The organism is Streptomyces sp. NPDC001137 (genome assembly GCF_040298885.1).
Taxonomy (GTDB): domain Bacteria; phylum Actinomycetota; class Actinomycetes; order Streptomycetales; family Streptomycetaceae; genus Streptomyces.
In genome coordinates this window covers 310630-329172 of record NZ_JBEPBA010000001.1, presented here as the reverse complement: position 1 = coordinate 329172, position 18543 = coordinate 310630, and the positions used below count along the sequence as shown (strand labels likewise).

At 71.6% G+C, this 18543-nt stretch carries 17 protein-coding genes; 9 read left to right on the top strand and 8 right to left on the bottom strand.

Annotated features, from left to right (window positions below):
- The first annotated feature begins 19 nt into the window (after positions 1 to 19).
- Positions 20 to 1801, top strand: coding sequence for a GMC family oxidoreductase N-terminal domain-containing protein (locus ABT254_RS01515; protein WP_351462422.1), 1782 nt, complete (start codon positions 20 to 22; stop codon positions 1799 to 1801).
- Between the two features lie 90 nt (positions 1802 to 1891).
- On the opposite strand, the gene ABT254_RS01510 is transcribed toward ABT254_RS01515, so the two are convergent.
- Positions 1892 to 2914, bottom strand: coding sequence for an LPXTG cell wall anchor domain-containing protein (locus ABT254_RS01510; protein WP_351462421.1), 1023 nt, complete (start codon positions 2912 to 2914; stop codon positions 1892 to 1894).
- Between the two features lie 303 nt (positions 2915 to 3217).
- On the opposite strand from ABT254_RS01510, the gene ABT254_RS01505 reads away from it, so the two are divergent.
- The gene (locus ABT254_RS01505) at positions 3218 to 4351 is read left to right on the top strand and encodes a hypothetical protein (RefSeq protein WP_351462420.1); all 1134 of its coding nucleotides are present in this window, start codon (positions 3218 to 3220) and stop codon (positions 4349 to 4351) included.
- A gap of 586 nt (positions 4352 to 4937) precedes the next feature.
- Here the strand turns inward: ABT254_RS01505 and ABT254_RS01500 are convergent.
- On the bottom strand, positions 4938 to 5240 hold the full coding sequence (locus tag ABT254_RS01500) for a chorismate mutase (RefSeq protein ID WP_351462419.1): 303 nt from the start codon (positions 5238 to 5240) through the stop codon (positions 4938 to 4940).
- A gap of 317 nt (positions 5241 to 5557) precedes the next feature.
- Between ABT254_RS01500 and guaA the strand changes: the two genes are divergently transcribed.
- The gene (gene guaA / locus ABT254_RS01495) at positions 5558 to 7135 is read left to right on the top strand and encodes a glutamine-hydrolyzing GMP synthase (protein ID WP_351462418.1); all 1578 of its coding nucleotides are present in this window, start codon (positions 5558 to 5560) and stop codon (positions 7133 to 7135) included.
- An 18-nt stretch (positions 7136 to 7153) separates the two neighbouring features.
- On the opposite strand, the gene ABT254_RS01490 is transcribed toward guaA, so the two are convergent.
- The gene (locus ABT254_RS01490; RefSeq protein WP_351462417.1) at positions 7154 to 7627 is read right to left on the bottom strand and encodes a pyridoxamine 5'-phosphate oxidase family protein; all 474 of its coding nucleotides are present in this window, start codon (positions 7625 to 7627) and stop codon (positions 7154 to 7156) included.
- 175 nt (positions 7628 to 7802) lie between these two features.
- Between ABT254_RS01490 and ABT254_RS01485 the strand changes: the two genes are divergently transcribed.
- A complete protein-coding gene (locus tag ABT254_RS01485; protein ID WP_351462416.1) occupies positions 7803 to 8612 on the top strand; it encodes a class II aldolase/adducin family protein in 810 nt (269 codons plus the stop codon).
- Here ABT254_RS01485 and ABT254_RS01480 read toward each other — a convergent pair.
- On the bottom strand, positions 8609 to 9493 hold the full coding sequence (locus ABT254_RS01480) for a DUF4429 domain-containing protein (protein WP_351462415.1): 885 nt from the start codon (positions 9491 to 9493) through the stop codon (positions 8609 to 8611). The two genes, ABT254_RS01485 and ABT254_RS01480, sit on opposite strands and share 4 nt — an antisense overlap.
- A 183-nt stretch (positions 9494 to 9676) precedes the next feature.
- Between ABT254_RS01480 and ABT254_RS01475 the strand changes: the two genes are divergently transcribed.
- Positions 9677 to 10966, top strand: a complete 1290-nt coding sequence (locus ABT254_RS01475; RefSeq protein WP_351462414.1) for a hypothetical protein — start codon at positions 9677 to 9679, stop codon at positions 10964 to 10966.
- 164 nt (positions 10967 to 11130) lie between these two features.
- A complete protein-coding gene (locus tag ABT254_RS01470) occupies positions 11131 to 11661 on the top strand; it encodes a DoxX family protein (RefSeq protein ID WP_351462413.1) in 531 nt (176 codons plus the stop codon).
- Positions 11662 to 11754: 93 nt separating this feature from the next.
- Here the strand turns inward: ABT254_RS01470 and ABT254_RS01465 are convergent, their stop codons facing one another.
- The gene (locus ABT254_RS01465; RefSeq protein ID WP_351462412.1) at positions 11755 to 12003 is read right to left on the bottom strand and encodes a hypothetical protein; all 249 of its coding nucleotides are present in this window, start codon (positions 12001 to 12003) and stop codon (positions 11755 to 11757) included.
- On the bottom strand, positions 11990 to 13525 hold the full coding sequence (locus tag ABT254_RS01460; RefSeq protein ID WP_351462411.1) for a PspC domain-containing protein: 1536 nt from the start codon (positions 13523 to 13525) through the stop codon (positions 11990 to 11992). Before ABT254_RS01460 ends, ABT254_RS01465 begins: the two co-directional genes overlap by 14 nt.
- Positions 13526 to 13704: 179 nt before the next feature.
- Here ABT254_RS01460 and ABT254_RS01455 point away from each other — a divergent pair, with 179 nt between their 5' ends.
- Positions 13705 to 14994: an ATP-binding protein gene (locus ABT254_RS01455; protein WP_351462410.1), complete on the top strand. Its 1290-nt coding sequence runs from the start codon at positions 13705 to 13707 to the stop codon at positions 14992 to 14994.
- Entirely contained in the window at positions 14994 to 15719 is a 726-nt protein-coding gene (locus ABT254_RS01450; RefSeq protein ID WP_351462409.1) for a LuxR C-terminal-related transcriptional regulator, read from the top strand. The genes ABT254_RS01455 and ABT254_RS01450 overlap by 1 nt, the downstream gene beginning before the upstream one ends.
- A 17-nt stretch (positions 15720 to 15736) precedes the next feature.
- Here the strand turns inward: ABT254_RS01450 and ABT254_RS01445 are convergent, their stop codons facing one another.
- Positions 15737 to 16798, bottom strand: coding sequence for a C40 family peptidase (locus ABT254_RS01445; RefSeq protein ID WP_351462408.1), 1062 nt, complete (start codon positions 16796 to 16798; stop codon positions 15737 to 15739).
- Between the two features lie 413 nt (positions 16799 to 17211).
- Between ABT254_RS01445 and ABT254_RS01440 the strand changes: the two genes are divergently transcribed.
- Positions 17212 to 17565, top strand: coding sequence for a hypothetical protein (locus ABT254_RS01440; RefSeq protein WP_351462407.1), 354 nt, complete (start codon positions 17212 to 17214; stop codon positions 17563 to 17565).
- Here ABT254_RS01440 and ABT254_RS01435 read toward each other — a convergent pair.
- Complete coding sequence (locus ABT254_RS01435) at positions 17543 to 18538, bottom strand: tellurite resistance/C4-dicarboxylate transporter family protein (RefSeq protein ID WP_351462406.1); 996 nt, start codon at positions 18536 to 18538, stop codon at positions 17543 to 17545. The genes ABT254_RS01440 and ABT254_RS01435 overlap by 23 nt on opposite strands.
- Positions 18539 to 18543 lie beyond the last annotated feature (5 nt).

Genomic DNA, 18543 nt, shown 5'->3' with positions numbered 1-18543 from the left:
TTCTCAACGAGGAGAGCACGTGTCACAGGACACCTACGACTACGACGTCATCGTCGTCGGCTCCGGCTTCGGCGGCTCGGTGACCGCCCTGCGCCTGACGGAGAAGGGCTACCGCGTAGGTGTCCTGGAGGCCGGCCGCCGCTTCACCCGGGAGTCCCTCCCCAAGAACTCCTGGGACCTCAAGAACTACCTCTGGGCGCCGAAACTCGGCATGTACGGCATCCAGCGCATCCACCTGCTGGGCAATGTCATGGTCCTGGCCGGCGCGGGCGTCGGCGGCGGCTCCCTCAACTACGCCAACACCCTCTACGTACCGCCGAAGCCGTTCTTCGACGACCCCCAGTGGCGTGACATCACGGACTGGCAGGAGGAGCTGAAGCCGTACTACGACCAGGCCCAGCGCATGCTCGGTGTACGGCTGAACCCGACGATGACCCCGTCCGACGTCCATCTGAAGGCCGCCGCCGAGCGCATGGGCGTGGGCGACACCTTCCACATGGCGCCCGTCGGCGTGTTCTTCGGCGACGGAAAGGACGCGGAGGGGACGTCGAAGGCGGCGCCCGGCGGGCAGGTCGACGACCCCTATTTCGGCGGCGCGGGCCCGGCCCGCAAGGCCTGCACCGAGTGCGGCGAGTGCATGACCGGCTGCCGGCACGGCGCGAAGAACACCCTCAACGAGAACTACCTCCACCTCGCCGAGAAGGCGGGCGCGGTCGTGCACCCGATGACGACGGTCGTGTCGATCACGGACGACTCGCAGGGCGGCTACGCGGTGGCGACCCTCCCGACCGACGACCGCCGCAAGTCGTCGAAGGGCCGCACCTTCAAGGCCCGCCAGGTGGTCCTGGCCGCCGGCACCTACGGCACCCAGACCCTGCTGCACCGCATGAAGGCGGGCGGTCAACTCCCGTACATCTCGGACAGGTTGGGTGAGCTGACCCGTACGAACTCCGAGGCGCTGGTCGGCGCGCAGACGGACAACCGCCGCTACCGCAAGGCGACCGGCCAACCGAAGGTCGACTTCACCAAGGGAGTCGCCATCACCTCGTCCATCCACCCGGACGAGAACACCCACATCGAGCCGGTCCGCTACGGCAAGGGCTCCAACTCGATGGGCAGCCTGTCCATCCTCCAGGTGCCGTACGCGGAAGGCTCGTCGAGGGTCATGGGCTGGCTCGCGAACGCGGCCCGCCACCCCGTCCTCGTGCTGCGCTCCCTGTCCAACCGCCGCTGGTCGGAGAAGACCATCATCGGCCTGGTGATGCAGTCGCTGGACAACTCCCTGACGACGTACCTCAAGCCGGACGGCGTCGGCAAGGGCCTGCTCACCGCCCGCCAGGGCCACGGCGCCCCCAACCCCAAGCAGATCAGGGCCGCTTCGGAGGGCGCCTCCGCGATCGCCGCCGACATCAACGGCTTCGCGGGCTCCAACGTCGGCGAACTCATGGGCACCCCCCTCACCGCCCACTTCCTCGGCGGCTGCCCGATCGGCAGCTCGCGTGAGACCGGTGTGATCGACCCGTACCACCGCCTCTACGGCCACCCCGGCATCTCGGTGGTGGACGGCGCGGCGGTCTCGGCCAACCTCGGTGTGAACCCGTCCCTCACGATCACCGCCCAGGCCGAGCGCGCGATGTCGTACTGGCCCAACAAGGGCGAGGAGGACCCGCGTCCGGCCCAGGGAGCGGCGTACGAACGTCTGAAGCCGGTGGAGCCGAAGGCCCCCGCGGTCCCGGCGGACGCCTTCGGCGCGCTGAAGCTGCCGTTCCTGGGAATGCCCGCGGTGCCGCCGAAGAAGTAGCCGCTCAGGCACACAATCCGCCCAGGCACAGCGAAGGACCCGCACCCCCCTCCGAGTGCGGGTCCTTCTTTTCCTTGCGGTGAGCTGTTGCTACGCGCCCGCGCCGGCCCGGCGGCGACGCACCGCGAACACCGCACCGGCACCCGCGACGACGGCGACACCGCCGACCAGGCCGATCACCGGCAGGGCGGAGCCGGCGCCGGTCTCGGCGAGGTTGCCGGTCGGCAGGTCGGAGATCTCGCCCTGCGGCTTCTTCACCGAACCGCCCTTGCCGCCGTTGTCGCTCGGGGTGGCGGAGCCCGGGTCGGTGTTGGCCGAACCGGCCTTCAGCACCTCGAAGTCGTACTGTGCCCAGCCCTCGGCGATGCAGTCCTGTCCCTCGACGTTGTCGAGGTAGGCACCGGAACCGAAGGAGTAGGCGTCGCCGGCCGGGGCCTTGGCGTCGATGCTGACGCGCAGGGAGACCGTCTCGCTCTGACCGGCCTTCAGCTCCTGGACGTAGAAGAAGTAGTCACCCGCCCAGTCGTCGGAACCGATGCGGTCCCAGGAGCCGGTCTCGGGGTTCTTGAACTCCAGGTCGACGTACGGGCTCAGGTACTTCGACTCGTCGAGCTCGTAGTTCTCCACCTCGGCGTAGAAGGCGACGCCCTCCACGGTGGTCTTCGCGTCGTTGGTGACGGTCAGCTTGAAGTTGTGGAACCCGTCGCCCGCGACGATCTTGCCCGGCAGGCCCTTGATGTCCGCGGAGACCTTGGCGCCCTCGTAGTTCTTGTCGACGTCCTCGCAGAAGGGGACGTCCGGGTCCGAGGGGTCCTCGCTCGGCTCGGCCGAGGTGGAGGGGGTGGGCTCGCCCGACTGGCTCGCGGAGGCGCTCGCGGTCGGCGTCGAGCTGGACGCCGTGGCGCTCGGGGTGGCCGTGTCGGTGGGCAGTCCGGTGTCCGTCGGCGTGGCCGAGGCCGTGTCGCTCGGGGTCTCGGTGGGGGTCTGGGAGACGGTCTCGGTGGCGTCTGCGGCCGGCGTCTCGTCCGCAAAGGCGGCGGGCGCGGACAGCAGCGCGAGGGGCGCGAGGACCGCGGTGGCGGCCGCGACGCCCATGGCACGACGAAGCTTCATGACAACCTCAAGGGAGTCCAGTCCAATGGGAGGGCTCCGCGTGTGGGGCGCGGGTGTGGCCCTTGGTTCGCATGGTTGGATCCGTGAAGCCTGTAAATGGTTGCGCAGGCATTAACCGAATTCTTATGTGGCCTACGTCACTCGCTCCCCGCAGCGACAGTTCACGAAGCCGCCACTCTTCGCGCAGGCCGGGTCACGTACGCTCTGCTGCTCGACAGGCGATGCACATGACAGCCGCCGACGAGCAATCTCGATGAGCCCCTGAGAAACCCCGAAGAGCCCTGACAGAAAGGCGTCCGCGTCGTGGCCGACAGACCGTCCCCAGAGCGGAATTCCGGTTCCGGCGAGGAGCCTTCCGTCCCCGACGACGTGTGGGACAAGTTCCTCAAGGACACCGAGGCGGAGCTCGCTGGCGCCCCCAAGGAGCCCTCCGCCCGCGCCCGCATGGTCACCGAGCGGCTGCGGCAGCAGGACGCGCGCGGCGAGAGCCCGGAGAGCTGGCGCGCCGGTCCGGCCCGCCCCGAACGGCGCCGCCGCGTCTGGCCGGCGCTCGGCGTCCTGCTCGCCGTCGCCGTGGCCGTCGTGGCCGTGAAACCGTCGGTCCTGCCCGGCGACCCCTTCGGCACGAAGGACCATGCGGGCCCCTCCGTCTCCCCGCTCCCGGCGGAGACCGTGGCCCCCACCGCCCCGCCCTCCCCGGCCGACTCCGAAACCCCCTCCCTCGCCCGGCCGTTCGCCGGCTCCCCGGCCGAGCGCTGGGCCGACGGCGCGGCAGGCATCGTCCTGCCGAAGGCGACCCCCGTCGGCACGCTCTCCAAGGCCCGGGTCGAGCAGGCCCTGCGGCAGACCAGAACCCTCCTGGTCGACGCGAACCTCGACCCGGCGACCCTGCGCGGCGAACGCCCCGCCACCGCGCTCGGTGTGATCGAGCCTCAGCAGACGGAGCTCCTCACGCGGCTCGACACGGCCTTGAGCAAACCGGACGAGAAGCACGACCCGCTGTCCATGTTCAGCCGCTTCGACCCGGCGGAGATCAGGCTCGTCGGTGACGTGATCAAGACCCGCGGCCGCATCACCTTCAAGGCCGGCGAACAGTCCTCCGTCGCCGTGCACGCGGACTACACCTTCGTCTACCCGGTCACCCGCGCCGGCGGCTCGAAGGAGGTCACCCGCACCATCGTGCGCCGCGTCCTCGACATCCAGATGTCCGACCCGGCCCGCTACAAGGTCACCCCCGGCAAGATCACCATCCGCCGCTACGACCGCGACGTCGGCAACTCCGCCTGTGACGTCTACGACGGCTATCTGCACCCGGCGTTCACGTCGGACACCGCGACCGGCGCCCCTCCCACGGGCCCGACGACGGACCCTTACGACCGCAGCAAGGGCATCGAGGACGACCGCACGAAGGGCTGCGGGACGGTGTCCAGGGTCTGACCACGGTGTCCAGGATCTGACCGGTGCACGCAGGTCCGTCCGGTGCACGGACGTGCGAAGGGCCCCGCGGGCTTGGCCGCGGGGCCCTTCTCCGTCAGCACCGACGTCAGGGCAGCGCCGGTGCCTGGGAGCGGCGCCGGGGGGTTGCGCCGCTTGTCCTGTGTGCTCTGGGTCGCCGCCCCGGCGCATTCGGGGCGCGCGGATGGTCAAGACCTCTGACGGTACGGAAGTGCAGGCAATGCAGTTGTCCGTGGCGGGACTTGGGGGCTTTCTACGCATCGTGCTGGATGGACGGGGCGTACGCAACCGTTTGACCCAGGGTTGTGCATTTTTGCATTTTCCGCCGGTCGGCCCCGGGCGTCCCCGGGGCCGACCGCTTACTTGGGTGACCGGGCTGCTGTCCCCTGCCGTCCGGCCACAACCCTGGAGTGAGGTCCCACGACGTTCGGCACGACCCGTACGTCTCATCACTCCAGCAAGCCACGCGTGGTTCTTTCGGGCCCGCCCCTGGCTGGCACGGACACCACCACCAACGAAGGGGTCCGCCGGGCGGTCACGCGCCGTACGGGTTAAAGGGGCTGCGAACTCAGATGCGACCGCGGCACAGTTCGAGCAGCGTCATGGCGAGGGACGTACCGGGCTTGCCGAGGGCCTCGCTGTAGTGGCCGAGGACCTCCATCTCGCGGGACAGGTTCACCCGGCGCCCGCCGGAGGCGATGCGGGCCTCCTGGATGACGGCGGAGACGGCCATCCGTTCCTGGATCAGACCGATGATCCGGTCGTCGAGCGCGTCGATGCGCTCCCGCGCACCGGTGATCACGCCGGCGGCCTCGGCGGTGCGGGCGCCGGTCTTCTCGGCGATGTTCTTCTCGGCTGCGGTGGCGGTCATGTCGGGGGCTCCTCGTCGGGTGGGTCGGATGCGGTGCCCCGGAGCGGCAGGACCCGGAAAACGACAGGCGCCCCGGGCCTTGTCGGCCCGGGGCGCCTGGGAAGTCGCTTGTCAGTAGCTCAAGCAGCACGACCATGGCAGCCGGCGGGCCGGTTGCCATAGGTAAAGAGGAAGGTCGGGTGCGTGAGCACGGCAGCAGTATGCACGCGCGCCGGATCCTGTCCAAGCGGGGTCCATCCACCGGACGGGAGGGGCCGGCGCGGCGCCCCGTTAGAATCGGTCACACAGCCCTCGCCCAAACCGCCGGAAGGCACCCCGTGTCATCAGCGACCCCCGCCGCCGCCCCCGACACCGTCCTGGTCGTCGACTTCGGCGCGCAGTACGCCCAGCTCATCGCCCGTCGCGTCCGCGAGGCGCGGGTCTACAGCGAGATCGTGCCGAGCACCATGCCGGTCGAGGAGATGCTCGCCAAGAACCCGGCGGCGATCATCCTCTCCGGCGGCCCCTCGTCGGTCTACGAGGAGGGTGCCCCCCGCCTCGACCGCGCGCTCTTCGAGGCCGGCGTCCCCGTCTTCGGCATGTGCTACGGCTTCCAGCTCATGGCGCAGAGCCTGGGCGGCACCGTGGACAACACCGGCGCCCGTGAGTACGGCCGCACCGACCTGCATGTCTCGAAGTCGTCCTCCACCCTCTTCGAGGGCACCCCGGCCGAGCAGCACGTGTGGATGTCGCACGGCGACGCCTGCTCCGCCGCCCCCGAGGGCTTCTCCGTCACGGCCTCCACGGACGTCGTCCCGGTCGCCGCCTTCGAGAACGACGAGAAGAAGCTCTACGGCGTCCAGTACCACCCCGAGGTGATGCACTCCACGCACGGCCAGCAGGTCCTGGAGCACTTCCTCTACCGGGGTGCGGGCCTCAAGCCCGACTGGACCACGGGCAACGTGATCGAGGAGCAGGTCGCGGCGATCCGCGAGCAGGTCGGCGACAAGCGCGCCATCTGCGGGCTGTCCGGCGGCGTCGACTCCGCGGTGGCCGCGGCCCTCGTCGCCCGTGCCATCGGCGACCAGCTGACCTGCGTGTACGTCGACCACGGTCTGATGCGCAAGGGCGAGACCGAGCAGGTCGAGAAGGACTTCGTGGCCGCGACCGGCGTCAAGCTGGTCGTCGTCGATGCGGAGGAGCGCTTCCTCACCGCTCTCAAGGGTGTCTCGGACCCCGAGGAGAAGCGGAAGATCATCGGCCGCGAGTTCATCCGCGTCTTCGAGCAGGCCCAGGCCGAGATCATCGCCGACGAGGGCCCGGCGGTGGAATTCCTCGTCCAGGGCACCCTCTACCCGGACGTGGTCGAGTCCGGTGGCGGCACCGGCACCGCCAACATCAAGTCCCACCACAACGTCGGCGGCCTCCCCGAGGACCTCGAGTTCCAGCTGATCGAGCCGCTGCGCAAGCTGTTCAAGGACGAGGTCCGGATGGTCGGCCAGGAGCTGGGCCTGCCGGAGGAGATCGTCCAGCGCCAGCCCTTCCCGGGCCCCGGCCTCGGCATCCGTATCGTCGGCGAGGTCACCAAGGAGCGTCTCGACCTCCTGCGCGAGGCCGACGCCATCGCCCGCGAGGAACTGACCGCGGCCGGCCTCGACCGCGACATCTGGCAGTGCCCGGTGGTCCTGCTCGCGGACGTCCGCTCGGTCGGCGTCCAGGGCGACGGCCGCACCTACGGCCACCCGATCGTGCTGCGCCCGGTCTCCTCCGAGGACGCCATGACGGCGGACTGGTCGCGCCTGCCGTACGACGTCCTCGCGAAGATCTCGACCCGCATCACCAACGAGGTCGCGGACGTCAACCGGGTCGTCCTCGACGTGACGTCGAAGCCGCCGGGCACCATCGAGTGGGAGTAGCCCCCGCGGTGAAGGGGCTCAGGTGCGCTTGATCGTGCGCAGGGGTTCACCGGGCTTCCAGACCTGGACGACGAGGTACTTGTCGTCCTCCACATAGGTCCGCACGACCTCGGTCAGCTCGGTACGGAAGAGGTGGAACGGCTCCGGCGGTTCCACCTCTTTGCTGTACGCCGCCTTCGCCGCGCCGTCCTCGACGCCGATCGCCCGCCCGCCGATCCGCACGTCGCCGCCGCCCATCGCGGTGCCCGGCCCCGGATTGGCCTGAAGCGCGAAGCGCGGGTCGCGGTTCAGATCAAGGGCCTTGAGCGAGTCGGGCATCATGCCGAGCCACAGCTCACCGTCGAGAAAACGGACCTCCAGGCCGGTGGTGCGCGGGGAGCCGTCCTTGCGGAGAGTGGCGAGAACGTGGTGGGTGAAGGCGCCGAAGCGTTCCTCGACGGTCCGGGCCAGATCCGGTTCGGCGGCGACGAAGGCCGCCCAGTTCGCTGTCATACGGCGAGTGTGACGCCGATACCCGACATCTCCTGTCGGGTATTCGTGGGGGCGCCACTTCTGTCCGCGCGCCCCCGGAACGGTTGCGCGCGGCATCTTTACAGAACATCTCTGTTCTCCTGAGCTGACCGACGGTAACTTCCGCCCCGTAGAGCAACCCAGTGCTGGAGGACACATGCACGGGACCCCCGGGACCGGGCCCACCCCGCCACCCGCGCTTCCCAGCGACCGGCTGCGGTTCGCGATGCCGCCGATGCACGACTCTCTCGACGACGAGCGCCGGCATCGCAAGGAGCGGCTCGCGGGCGCGCTGCGGATCTTCGGGCGGCTCGGCTTCGAGGACGGCGTCTCGGGCCACATCACCGCCCGCGACCCGGAGTACAGCGACTGCTTCTGGGTCAACCCGTTCGGGATGCCGTTCAAGCACGTCACCGTGAGCGACCTGGTGCTCGCCAACTCCGAGGGACAGGTGATCGAGGGGCGCTACCACGTCAACCAGGCCGCCTTCACCGTGCACGCCCAGGTCCACGCGGCCCGTCCGGACGTCGTGGCCGTCGCCCACTGCCACTCGGTGCACGGCCGCGCCCTGTCCGCGCTCGGCGACCTCCTGGACCCCATCAGCCAGGAGAGCTGCGCCTTCTACGAGGACCACGCCCTCTACGACGCCTACACCGGCGTCGCCGTCGACGCCGAGGAAGGCCGCCGCATCGCCTCCGCGCTCGGCACCCGCAAGGCACTCGTGCTGCGCAACCACGGACTCCTGACGGTCGGCGACTCGGTGGACGCGGCGGCCTGGTGGTTCCTGTCCATGGAACGCTCCGCCCAGGTGCAGCTGACCGCCAAGGCCGCCGGACGCCCCCTCCTCATCGACCACAGGGCCGCGGTGGCGACCCGCGAGCAGCTCGGCGGCGACCTGGTGGCATGGATCAACTACCAGCCGCTGTGGCAGGACATCAGCCGCAGCGAACCCGATCTGCTGAGCTAGAACCCCCGCAGCACGGCCGCCTTGGTCATCGCGAACTCCTCGTCCGTGAGCACCCCGTCCCGGTGCAGCTCGCCCAACTCCCGCAGCCGCCGCAGGAGCACGTCGTGGTGGTCGGCCGCGGGCGGCACGGCCGCCGCCGGCTGCCGTCGCTGCGCCTGCTCGCCGCCGCCCCGGGTGGACGGATGCGGCAGCCGGGCGGTGATCGCGGTGGCGACGAGCGCGGTGAGCAGATCGCGCCGGGCGCTGCCCCACAGGTCCAGGGCGTAGGGGTCCTTCTCCGGCGGCAGCTTGGAGAACACAGTCTCGCGGGTCACGAAGCGCAGGAAACCGTCCTCGTAACCCGAGTTGGGCAGCCATTCGACCTGAACGAGGTCGCCGAGGGCGATGATCCGCGGCCCGGTCGCCCGCTTCACCCGGTCGGAGGTGTCGGCCCAGTCGATGCGCACCTGGGTGCCGTCGAAGGAGACCGTGCCGTCGGAGGACCGCACCGACACCGGGACGGGCGGCCCCGGCAGCAGATACGCCTTGGTCGGCTCCTTGGGGATCTGGTCGAGCAGCAGGGCCTGGCGGATCTCCTCGGCCACGTACTCGGCGACCCCGGCCCGGTCCACGTCCACCACCAGCCGGTACGGGTCGGCCGGATCCGGCAGCCGCCCGCCGGTCGCCTGGAGCAGCGGATCGGCGCCCTCGCGCAGCCGTATCCGCAGCCGTCCGCGCTTGCGCTCCGGTTCGAAGACCACGCCCGCGACGGCTTCGAGGGGCACCGCGACCTCCCCGTACGTCTGCCGGAACAGCGGCACGGAGCGGTGGAGACCCGGCGTGATCCTGACCGTGGTGCCGTCGAAGGCCCAGGTCCCGTCCCGCTGGATGATCTCGGCCATGGGGAAATTCTCGCAGCCGGGTCAACACGGTGGCCCCACTTCACCCCGGGTTGACCAGACCTGGCGGGCGGGGGCGGCGTGGCGTAGGGCACAATTCGCTGTCATCACACGGGTGTTGCACGGCGGCCGGCTGCTGGACGGGGCCGCCGGCCATAGGGGCTGCGGGGAAGGCGGGCGGCGGGCGTGGCGGTGCAGGAGGCGAGAGGCGGCGCGGACGCGGGCGCCCGCAGAGGCGCGCACGACGGTGGCTGCACCTGCGGGGACTGCCCGCACGGGGCGCGCGAGGGGCACCGGCGCGCGGTCGCCGAATTCCTGCTGATGCGCGACGGTTTCGCGGCCGGGCAGGGGCTGCCCGCCGCGGTGGCGCACTCGGCCTCCGCCTCCCGCCAGTGGGTCTCGGAGGAGCTCGCCCAGTCCGCGGAACTCGTCGCCGAACGCGGCCGCGCCGAGGGCGAGGCCTGGCTGGCCCGTCTGTGGCGGCGAACGGTGTGCGCGGTGTGGGCCCTGGTGGTGCTGTTGCTGGTGGTGCAGTCGCTCACGGCCATCGGCGCGGGCTGGACCACGGCACGCACGGCGGGCCTCCTCGCGGCCGTACTCGTGGGCGGTGTGCTGACCGCCGCTTCCTGGTTCCACCGGGCGCGCGGCGGCGTGCTGGCTCCCGTCGTCGGTGAGGACAACCGCCTGTCCACCTCCCGCACGGTGGCGGCGGCCTGGGTGCTGTTCGTCTCCTACGCGGTGCTGCTCCTGGCTGCCCGGCTCGCCGCGGCCTCCGACCATGCGGAGCGCGACGCCGTGATCGCCGGTCTCGACCTCGCCCGCGGCGCCGGTGTCGTCACCGTCCTCGCCGTGGTCTGCGGCATCGCGGTGCTGGTGCGGCGTGTGGTGGGGCTGCGGGTCCTCGGCCAGCGGCTGCAGAAGGTGCGCGCGCACCGGCCCCGGGCGGCCGACCTGCTGACCGACGACTCGGGACGGGGCGCCTTCACCGACATCCAGTACGTCGTGATCAGCACTGTCGCCGTCCTGTTCGCCGCGGTACGGCTGGCCCGCCGCCCGGACCAGCTGCCAGACCTTCCGTGGGGTCTCGCGGTGGTGGTGCTGGTGTCGGCGGCGACCTATGTGGCCGGCAAGTACGCGGAGGGCGGCCGCCCGGTGATCCTCTCCGTGGTGCGCGCCCGGGAGGCCGGCGACCTCGACGCGCCCATCCGCACCGGCGACGACATCGAGATCCGCGGCGCGGGCTTCGTCCCGCCGGGCGCCCAGGGCGCCGACCGGCTGACCCGGATGGTGGTCCGCATCGGCACAGTGCACGTCCATGTGCCCCTCGTCCCCGTGACCGGCGGCTTCAGCAACCCGACGGACGCGGCACTGACCGTGCCCGTGCCGGCCGAGGTGGAACCCGGGAGGGTCGAGGTGCAAGTAGTCACGGCGGCGGGGGTAGAGACGAACAGGTACGCGATCGACGTGACGGACTGAAGCGATCCCGATGGACCGAACCGATCCTGACGGGCCGAAGGGGACACCCCCTCTCCACGCGGGGCACGAGCGCTGAAATCGGCACGAACGCATTGAGCGCACCGTCCCTGACGTACGTATCGTCTTGTGAGGGGTCCCGGCACCGCGGGCGAGAGGCGACAGCGATGACTCACGGCATGCGCACGGACACGCACACCCCGTACCTCGACGGCGACCGGAGCTGGCGCGACTCCGCCACCCGTTACGCCCTCCTTCCGCTCCGTGTCTTCCTCGGCGTCACCTTCATCTACGCCGGGCTGGACAAGCTCACCGACAGCGCGTTCATGAAGGGCTCCGGTTCCGGGTCCATCGGCGAGATGATGCGCAACGTCCGCGACTCCTCCGCCATCCCGGCCATGGTCGACATGGCCCTGAAGAATCCTGTGGGGTTCGGGTACGCCATCGCCCTGGGTGAGCTGGCGGTCGGCATCGGCACCCTGATCGGCCTGTTCGCGCGCCTGGCGGCGCTCGGCGGCGCACTGATCTCCCTCAGCCTGTGGCTGACCGTGAGCTGGCAGTCCGACCCGTACTACTACGGCAACGACCTCGCCTACCTGATGGCCTGGCTCCCCCTCGTCCTCGCGGGCGCCGCCACGTTCTCCCTGGACGCCGCCCTCCGCGCGCGGCGCAGGCAACGGGCGGCGGGTTACCGGTAGCTCCTGGTCGGCGGGTGCCACCGGTGGCGAAGCCGCCTGGGGCACGACCGGGGGCGTGTTCCTCGGCTGGAGCCACCGCCCCCGGAGCGCCGGTCAGGTTCCCGGTGCGTTCAGCTGTGCCTCACTCGTGCCTTTCCCGGACACTGCCTTTCTGCGTCGCCGTATGCCCCGGGCCAGCGCTCCCGCCACGCCGGCCAGGCAGAGGCCGCCCGTGACGACCGGGATCAGCGCGAACCACGGTGTCTCCCACAGGCCTGCCGCGTCACCTGCGTAGAGGGCGCCCGCGAGGGCGAGGAAGACACCGGCGACCAGCTTCCCGGGCTGGAACTCATGACGCAGCACGGCTCACCTCCGCCTGTCCCAGACCGACCTCGAGCTCGAGGTCGAGCGTGCCGGTGTTCTTGCCGCCCGAGACCGGCGACAGCGTCACTTCCTTGTGCTTGCCCGGCTCCACGTCCACGTCTCCCGGTTTGTCGCCCGGCAGCTGGATGTCGCCCACCCCCACGTCGATGCTCAGCTTCACGGTCACGTCCTTCGGCACGATCACCTTCAGCCGGCCCAGGCCGACGTCGGCTCTCGTGCTCACCGTCTCCCCCCTGGCCGGGTGCAGCCGGCTCAGGTCCAGCGTGCCGACACCACTGCCGACCTCGTACTTCTCCCGCACATCGGCCACCGCGGCCGGCTGCCAGGTCGTGCGTATCCAGTGCGTGCCGACGTCCTTGGGCAGGGCCGCCGAGCCGGCGAGCAGGGCCGCCGTGATGATGGCGAGGAAGACCGACCCCGCGCCCGTACGCCCCAGGAACGCGCTGACCGCGATGCCCAGGCCGAGGACCAGGAGCGCGCAGGACAGCCCGGTCTGCAGGCTGGTGCCGAGCGCATGGTCGTCCCAGGTCAGCCCGGTGCCGAGGCCGCCCGCGAGCAGGGCGAGCAGGAAGACCCAGCCGCCGATCCAGCGGGGGCCGCGCGGTCTGGGCGCGGGGGAGCGCGGTGTGCGGAGGTCCGCTCGGTCGGTCCAGGACGTGCCGAGGCTGATGTTGACCGCCGCCGCGATGTCCCGGTCGCGCGAGTCCCGGGGGCCCCACAGATAGCCGGTGCCGCCGACATGCGTGCCGTCCTTGACGATGGGGTCGCGCCACCAGGAGGGGTAGGCGGCGGGGACGGGCGGGGCCTGGGCCTCCGGCGGGGCGTCGGCGACGGCCTGCGCGGCCAGCGGATCGGGGTCGGGGGCGCCGCGCTGCCGCGACCAGTACCCGGCGCCCGCGAGAAGCAGGGAGAGGACGACGGCGAAGGCCAGCACCCCGCCGTTCTTCAGCAGCGACAGGAACACCCCGCAGCCGACCAGCGCGAACATCACCGCGGTCAGCGCCTGGCCGTCGACGCGGCCGGTCAGCAGCTTGCGGACCTCGTTCTCCTCCTCGTCCTCGTACGGAATGAGGAGCCAGGCGAAGCCGTAGAAGAGCAGGCCGATGCCGCCGGTCGCGGAGAGCACCGCGAGGGTGATCCGGAAGATCACCGGATCCATGTCGCACTGCTTCCCGAGCCCGGCACAGACCCCGCCCAGCACCTTGTACCGGCGGTCGCGACGGAACCTGCGGGGAGCCTCGGTGACCTCCGCGCCCGCACCCCCCTCTGCCTGCGCGCCCGCACCCCCTTCTCCCCGCGCGCCCGTCCGCCCGTGCGCGCGCGAGCCCCCGCCCGCGTCGGCCCGGGCGCCGACGCCCGGGTCCGCTCCCGCACCGTGCCCCGCCCCGGCGGCGGGTGCGGCGTCCGCGGCGGGCGCGGCATCCTGCGGCCCGGCGCCCGGAGCGGGGCGCGGGCCGGAGCCGGGTCCCGGACCCGTCGCGGCGCGCTCGTGATCTGTCATGTGTCCATGGTGACGGGCGAGCCGCTCCGGCGGGAGTCGGTACGACCCTGGCCGGACCCTGATATCACCCCTGAGCCGGCGCCCGGGAACCGTTCGACCGGGCCCGGGTTCGAAGATCAGGGGTGTCTAGGGGACCGACCCTGATGCCCCTGTCCGCCGACCCTGCGAGTATCGGTGGCATGCCGGAAGCCGCCGCAGCGCCACTCCTCGAACCGCGGCCGCCGCGCAAGCTCTACCGCAGCAGCGACGGACGCTGGCTCGGTGGGGTGGCGCGGGGGCTCGCCGGGCATCTCGGGCTGCCGGTCATCTGGGTGCGGCTCGTGTTCGTCGGCCTGTTCATGGCGGACGGCCTGGGCGCGCTGCTGTACGCCGCGTTCTGGTTCTTCGTGCCGCTCGGCATCGGCGGCGTCGGCGGCCAGAAACCCCCGTCGCTGGTCAGCACCGAAACCTCGCCGGACGGCCGGCGCAGACTGGTCGCCCGCAAGCCGGACAAGGGCCAGATCGTCGCCCTGCTCCTGATGGTCGTCGTGGCCATGGTCTTCGTGGGCAACGTGAAGGTGGGCGGTGCAGCCAAGGCCTACCTCTGGCCCGCCGTCCTGGTCGGCGCGGGCGTCGCCCTCGTCTGGCGCCAGGCGGACAACGCCCGCCGGGCCCGCTGGGTCGAGGTCGGCAGCCGCCGCCGCACGCTCACCCTGCTGCGCGCGGCGGGCGGTGTCCTCCTCGTCACCGCCGGCGTCTCCGGCATCTTCGTGCTCCAGGGCTCCGCCGCCCATCTCGGCTCCGTCCTGCAGGCGGCTCTCGCGGTGCTCGTCGGGATAACGCTCCTCGCGGGCCCCTATCTCGTCCGTATGACCCAGGACCTCTCCGAGGAGCGCCTGATGCGCATCCGCGCGCAGGAGCGCGCCGAGGTCGCAGCCCATGTCCACGACTCCGTGCTGCACACCCTCACCCTGATCCAGCGCAACGCGGAGAACGCGAACGAGGTGCGCCGCCTCGCCCGCGCCCAGGAGCGCGACCTGCGCACCTGGCTCTACAAGCCGGAGGGCACCGGCAAGGACGAGGCCGACGAACCCACCGACCTGGCCGACGCGGTGCGGCGCAACGCCGCGGAGGTGGAGGACAAGCACGGCGTCCCCATAGAGGTCGTCATCGTCGGCGACTGTCCGCTCGACGAGAGGATCGCCGCACAGATGCAGGCCGCGCGCGAGGCGATGGTGAACGCCGCCAAGTACGGTGGCGAGGGCGGCGCCGTACAGGTCTACGCCGAAGTCGAGGGAAAGACCGTCTTCGTGTCGGTCCGCGACCGCGGCCCCGGCTTCGACCTGGACTCGATACCCGCCGATCGCATGGGCGTCAGAGAATCGATCATCGGCCGCATGGAACGCCACGGCGGCACGGCGCGGCTGCGCGCGGTGCCGGACGGCGGCACGGAGGTCGAGCTGGAGATGGAGAGGGCGGAGAAGACGTGATGAGCGACCCGACCGAGGCGAACGCGGAGCCTGTGGAGCCGACGGCCGGCGGTGGCGCGGGCGAGCGGCACGTGCGTGTGGTCCTCGTCGACGACCACCGTATGTTCCGTACGGGCGTCCAGGCCGAGATCGGCCAGACCGAGCAGACCGGAGTCGAGGTCGTCGGCGAGGCCGCGGACGTCGACCAGGCGGTCACGGTCATCACCGCGACCCGCCCCGAGGTGGTTCTTCTCGACGTCCACCTCCCGGGCGGCGGCGGCGTCGAAGTCCTGCGCCGCTGCGCCGCGTTGATGGCGGACACCGAGCAGCCCGTCCGCTTCCTCGCGCTGTCGGTGTCGGACGCGGCGGAGGACGTGATCGGCGTGATCCGGGGCGGCGCCCGCGGCTATGTCACCAAGACGATCACCGGCACGGACCTCGTCAACTCCATCTTCCGCGTGCAGGAGGGAGACGCCGTCTTCTCCCCGCGCCTGGCCGGCTTCGTCCTCGACGCGTTCGCCTCCACCGACGCCCCGCCGGTCGACGAGGACCTCGACCGTCTCACCCAGCGCGAGCGGGAGGTGCTGCGTCTGATCGCCCGGGGGTATGCGTACAAGGAGATCGCCAAGCAGCTGTTCATCTCCGTGAAGACGGTCGAGTCCCATGTCTCGGCGGTGCTCCGGAAGTTGCAGCTGTCGAACCGGCACGAGCTGACGCGGTGGGCTACGGCGCGACGGCTGGTCTGAGGTCGTCCGTCCGAAGCTCACACCACGCGTGTGGCGCCCGCGAACGGCATCTCGTCGACCGGCGCGATCTTCACGGGCTCCGACGGATTCGGGGCGTGGATCATCATCCCGTTGCCTACGTAGATGCCGACGTGGCTGATGCCGGAGTAGAAGAACACCAGGTCGCCCGGGGCGAGTTCGGAGCGGGAGACGCGGCGCCCGGCGTCGATCTGGGCGTAGGTCGTGCGGGGCAGGGAGATGCCCGCGGAGCGGTAGGCGGCCTGGACGAGGCCCGAGCAGTCGAAGGCGTCCGGGCCGGTCGCGCCCCACACATAGGGGCTGCCCAGCTTGGAGTACGCATACGAGAGGGCCGCCGCGGCACGGGAGCCGGGCGCCTCGGCGGTCGCCGTTCCCAGGGACACGAGGCCGTCCCGGCCACCCTCGGCGGACCGTGAGGCGTGGTTGCTGCCGTCCCCGAGCCGGGCGCGCTCCGCGGCCGACAGCCGGGACACCAGCCGCCGCGCCGCATCCAGCTTCCCGGTGATCGTCTTCTCGTCCCGCTTCAGCTCCGCCTGCCGCGACCTGAGCCCGGCCAGCTCGATGCGGGCGGCCCCGCGCAACTGCTCGATCTCCCGCAGCTGTTCCCGTACGTCCGCCACGGCCGCCGCCTGCCGGGTGCCCGCCCGGTCGACGAACTCGGCGCCCGCGAGATAGTGGTCGGGGTCGTCCGACAGCGCGAGTTGCAGTGCCGGGTCGAGACCGCCGTCCCGGTACTGTGCCGCGGCCATCGAACCCAGCTCGTCCCGCGCCGAGTTGAGCTTGTCCGTCTTGCGCGCCGCCTCGTCCCGCAGTGTCGACAGCCGCCGCTCGGCGGCGTCGGCCTGCTCCTTCGCCCCGTCGTACTTCTCGGTGGCGGCCTCCGCCTCCTGGTACAGCTTGTCCACCTCCGCCCTGACCTGCGTCGGCGTCAGGTCCGGCTCGGCGTGCCCGGTCCCGTCGAAGCCCGTCGCGGTCGCCGCGCCCGCCACGGCGATGGTGAACGCCGTGCGGGCCGGAGTTCCGCTCAGCGAGCGCCGACTGGGCCTGCGGTGCGCTGCCACGTGGACTGCCCGTCCTTTCGTAGGACCCCCCGTTCTGGGGCGGCTTACGCGTCCGGCGGCGGCCCGCACAGGGGGAGCTGGCCGCCGCCGGACCTTCTCGGCGGTGGTGGCCGACTGCCGCCCCTGGCCCGGGCGGCGGTGGGGAGCCGGTCACCTGGTGGAGGACGCTAAACCTGTCTGTGTCGGCTCGGTAACGCGATGTGCGGAAGTGCCCTCGGCGGATCGCCGGCTGACCGTATGCGGCCGTGATCCAGGACTCGTGCCGTCGACTTCACGCAGTGCGCTGACCGATGTGGCGGTTCCGGGACCCCTACGGAATGCGGAGTGCTATGGGCCGCATATATGCACGACCCACCGATGAAGGCCGGGGCGGTGTCCGGCGCCCCGTGCGCCCCTGTTTAAGCTCCGGCCCCATGGACGTACTCATCCATCTCTTCGTCGGCCTGCACATCATCGGCATCGCCGCGCTCCTCGGCGGCTTCCTCACCCAGATGAAGGCGATGGGCCGCGGCGAGGCCCGCTTCGTCCCGGCGATGCTGCACGGCGCGCTGACGATGCTGGTCACCGGCGCGATCCTGGTCGGCCTCAACCAGGCCGACGACCATCACGTCAACAACATCAAGATCGGCGTCAAGCTGGCCCTGCTGATCGTGATCCTCGGCCTGGTCTATGTGAAGCGGGACGAGGAGAAGATCGACAAGAGCCTGTTCGGGCTGGTGGGCCTGTTCACCACGGCGAACATCTTCATCGCGGTGCTGTGGACCTGATGCCGGCCCGGGCCGCGGCGACGGCCCCCGCGCCGACGGCCAGCCACGCCGCCACCGCGACCCACAGCAGCACCTGCCCGGGCCCCCTGAGCCACGGGGCGTCGAGGGCGGCCGCGACGGACAGTACGGCCGCCGCCGTCGTCCCCAGCGCGAAAACGGTCGCCCAACGCCGCACGTCGTAGCCGCGCCGCGGCCGGACCGCCTCCGCGACGAGCAGTACGGCGTACGAGGTCAGGTCGAGCACGAGCAGCGCCACGGTGACGGCGCGCAGGACCCCGCGGTCGTCGTCGTTCCACAGGTACAGGCGCGCGCTGTCCGCCGCGACCAGCCTCGAGCCGGCGAGCGCCGAGATGGCGAGCGCGCCGCCCGCCACCCACTGGTCGCCCGGCCCCTCCGTCACCTGTCGCAGATCGAAGAGGGCCAGCACGCAGCCGTAGAGGACGAGCCCCAGCCAGAACAGCGCGAGCGCCGCTTGCGCGAGCCATGCCGTCGCCCGGGCACCGGCGAGCGTGGCGCCGAGCACCGCGAGGCCCTGCGTGGCCACGCAGCACAGGAACACCGCGCCCGGCATACGACGCCGCCAGTGCCGTGCGACCTGCACCAGCAGCAGCGGCCACAGCACGGCCCCCAGGGCGAGCAGGGCCGCCGCGAGGGTCTGCCGTCCGAGGGCGCAGAACCGGGTCCCGAGCACGGTGGTCGCCGCGACGGCGGTCAGCGCGCCCGGCGTCCCCGCCTCCCTCCGCCACCTCGCCGGTTCCCGCACGAGACGGACACCGAAGCCTGCCGCAAGCACCACCCAGGCGACACAGGCCAGGCCCAGGGCGACCTGTGACAGCACCTCGTGTCCCGTCAGATGCAGTCCGACCGACACAATGCCGGTCGCCATCACGGCGGCCCCGGCCGCCGGTGAGCGCCGCGCCCACCAGGCGCGGAGGAAGGTCGGGCCGGACTCGGGGCCGATGCTGCCGGGCATGGGGC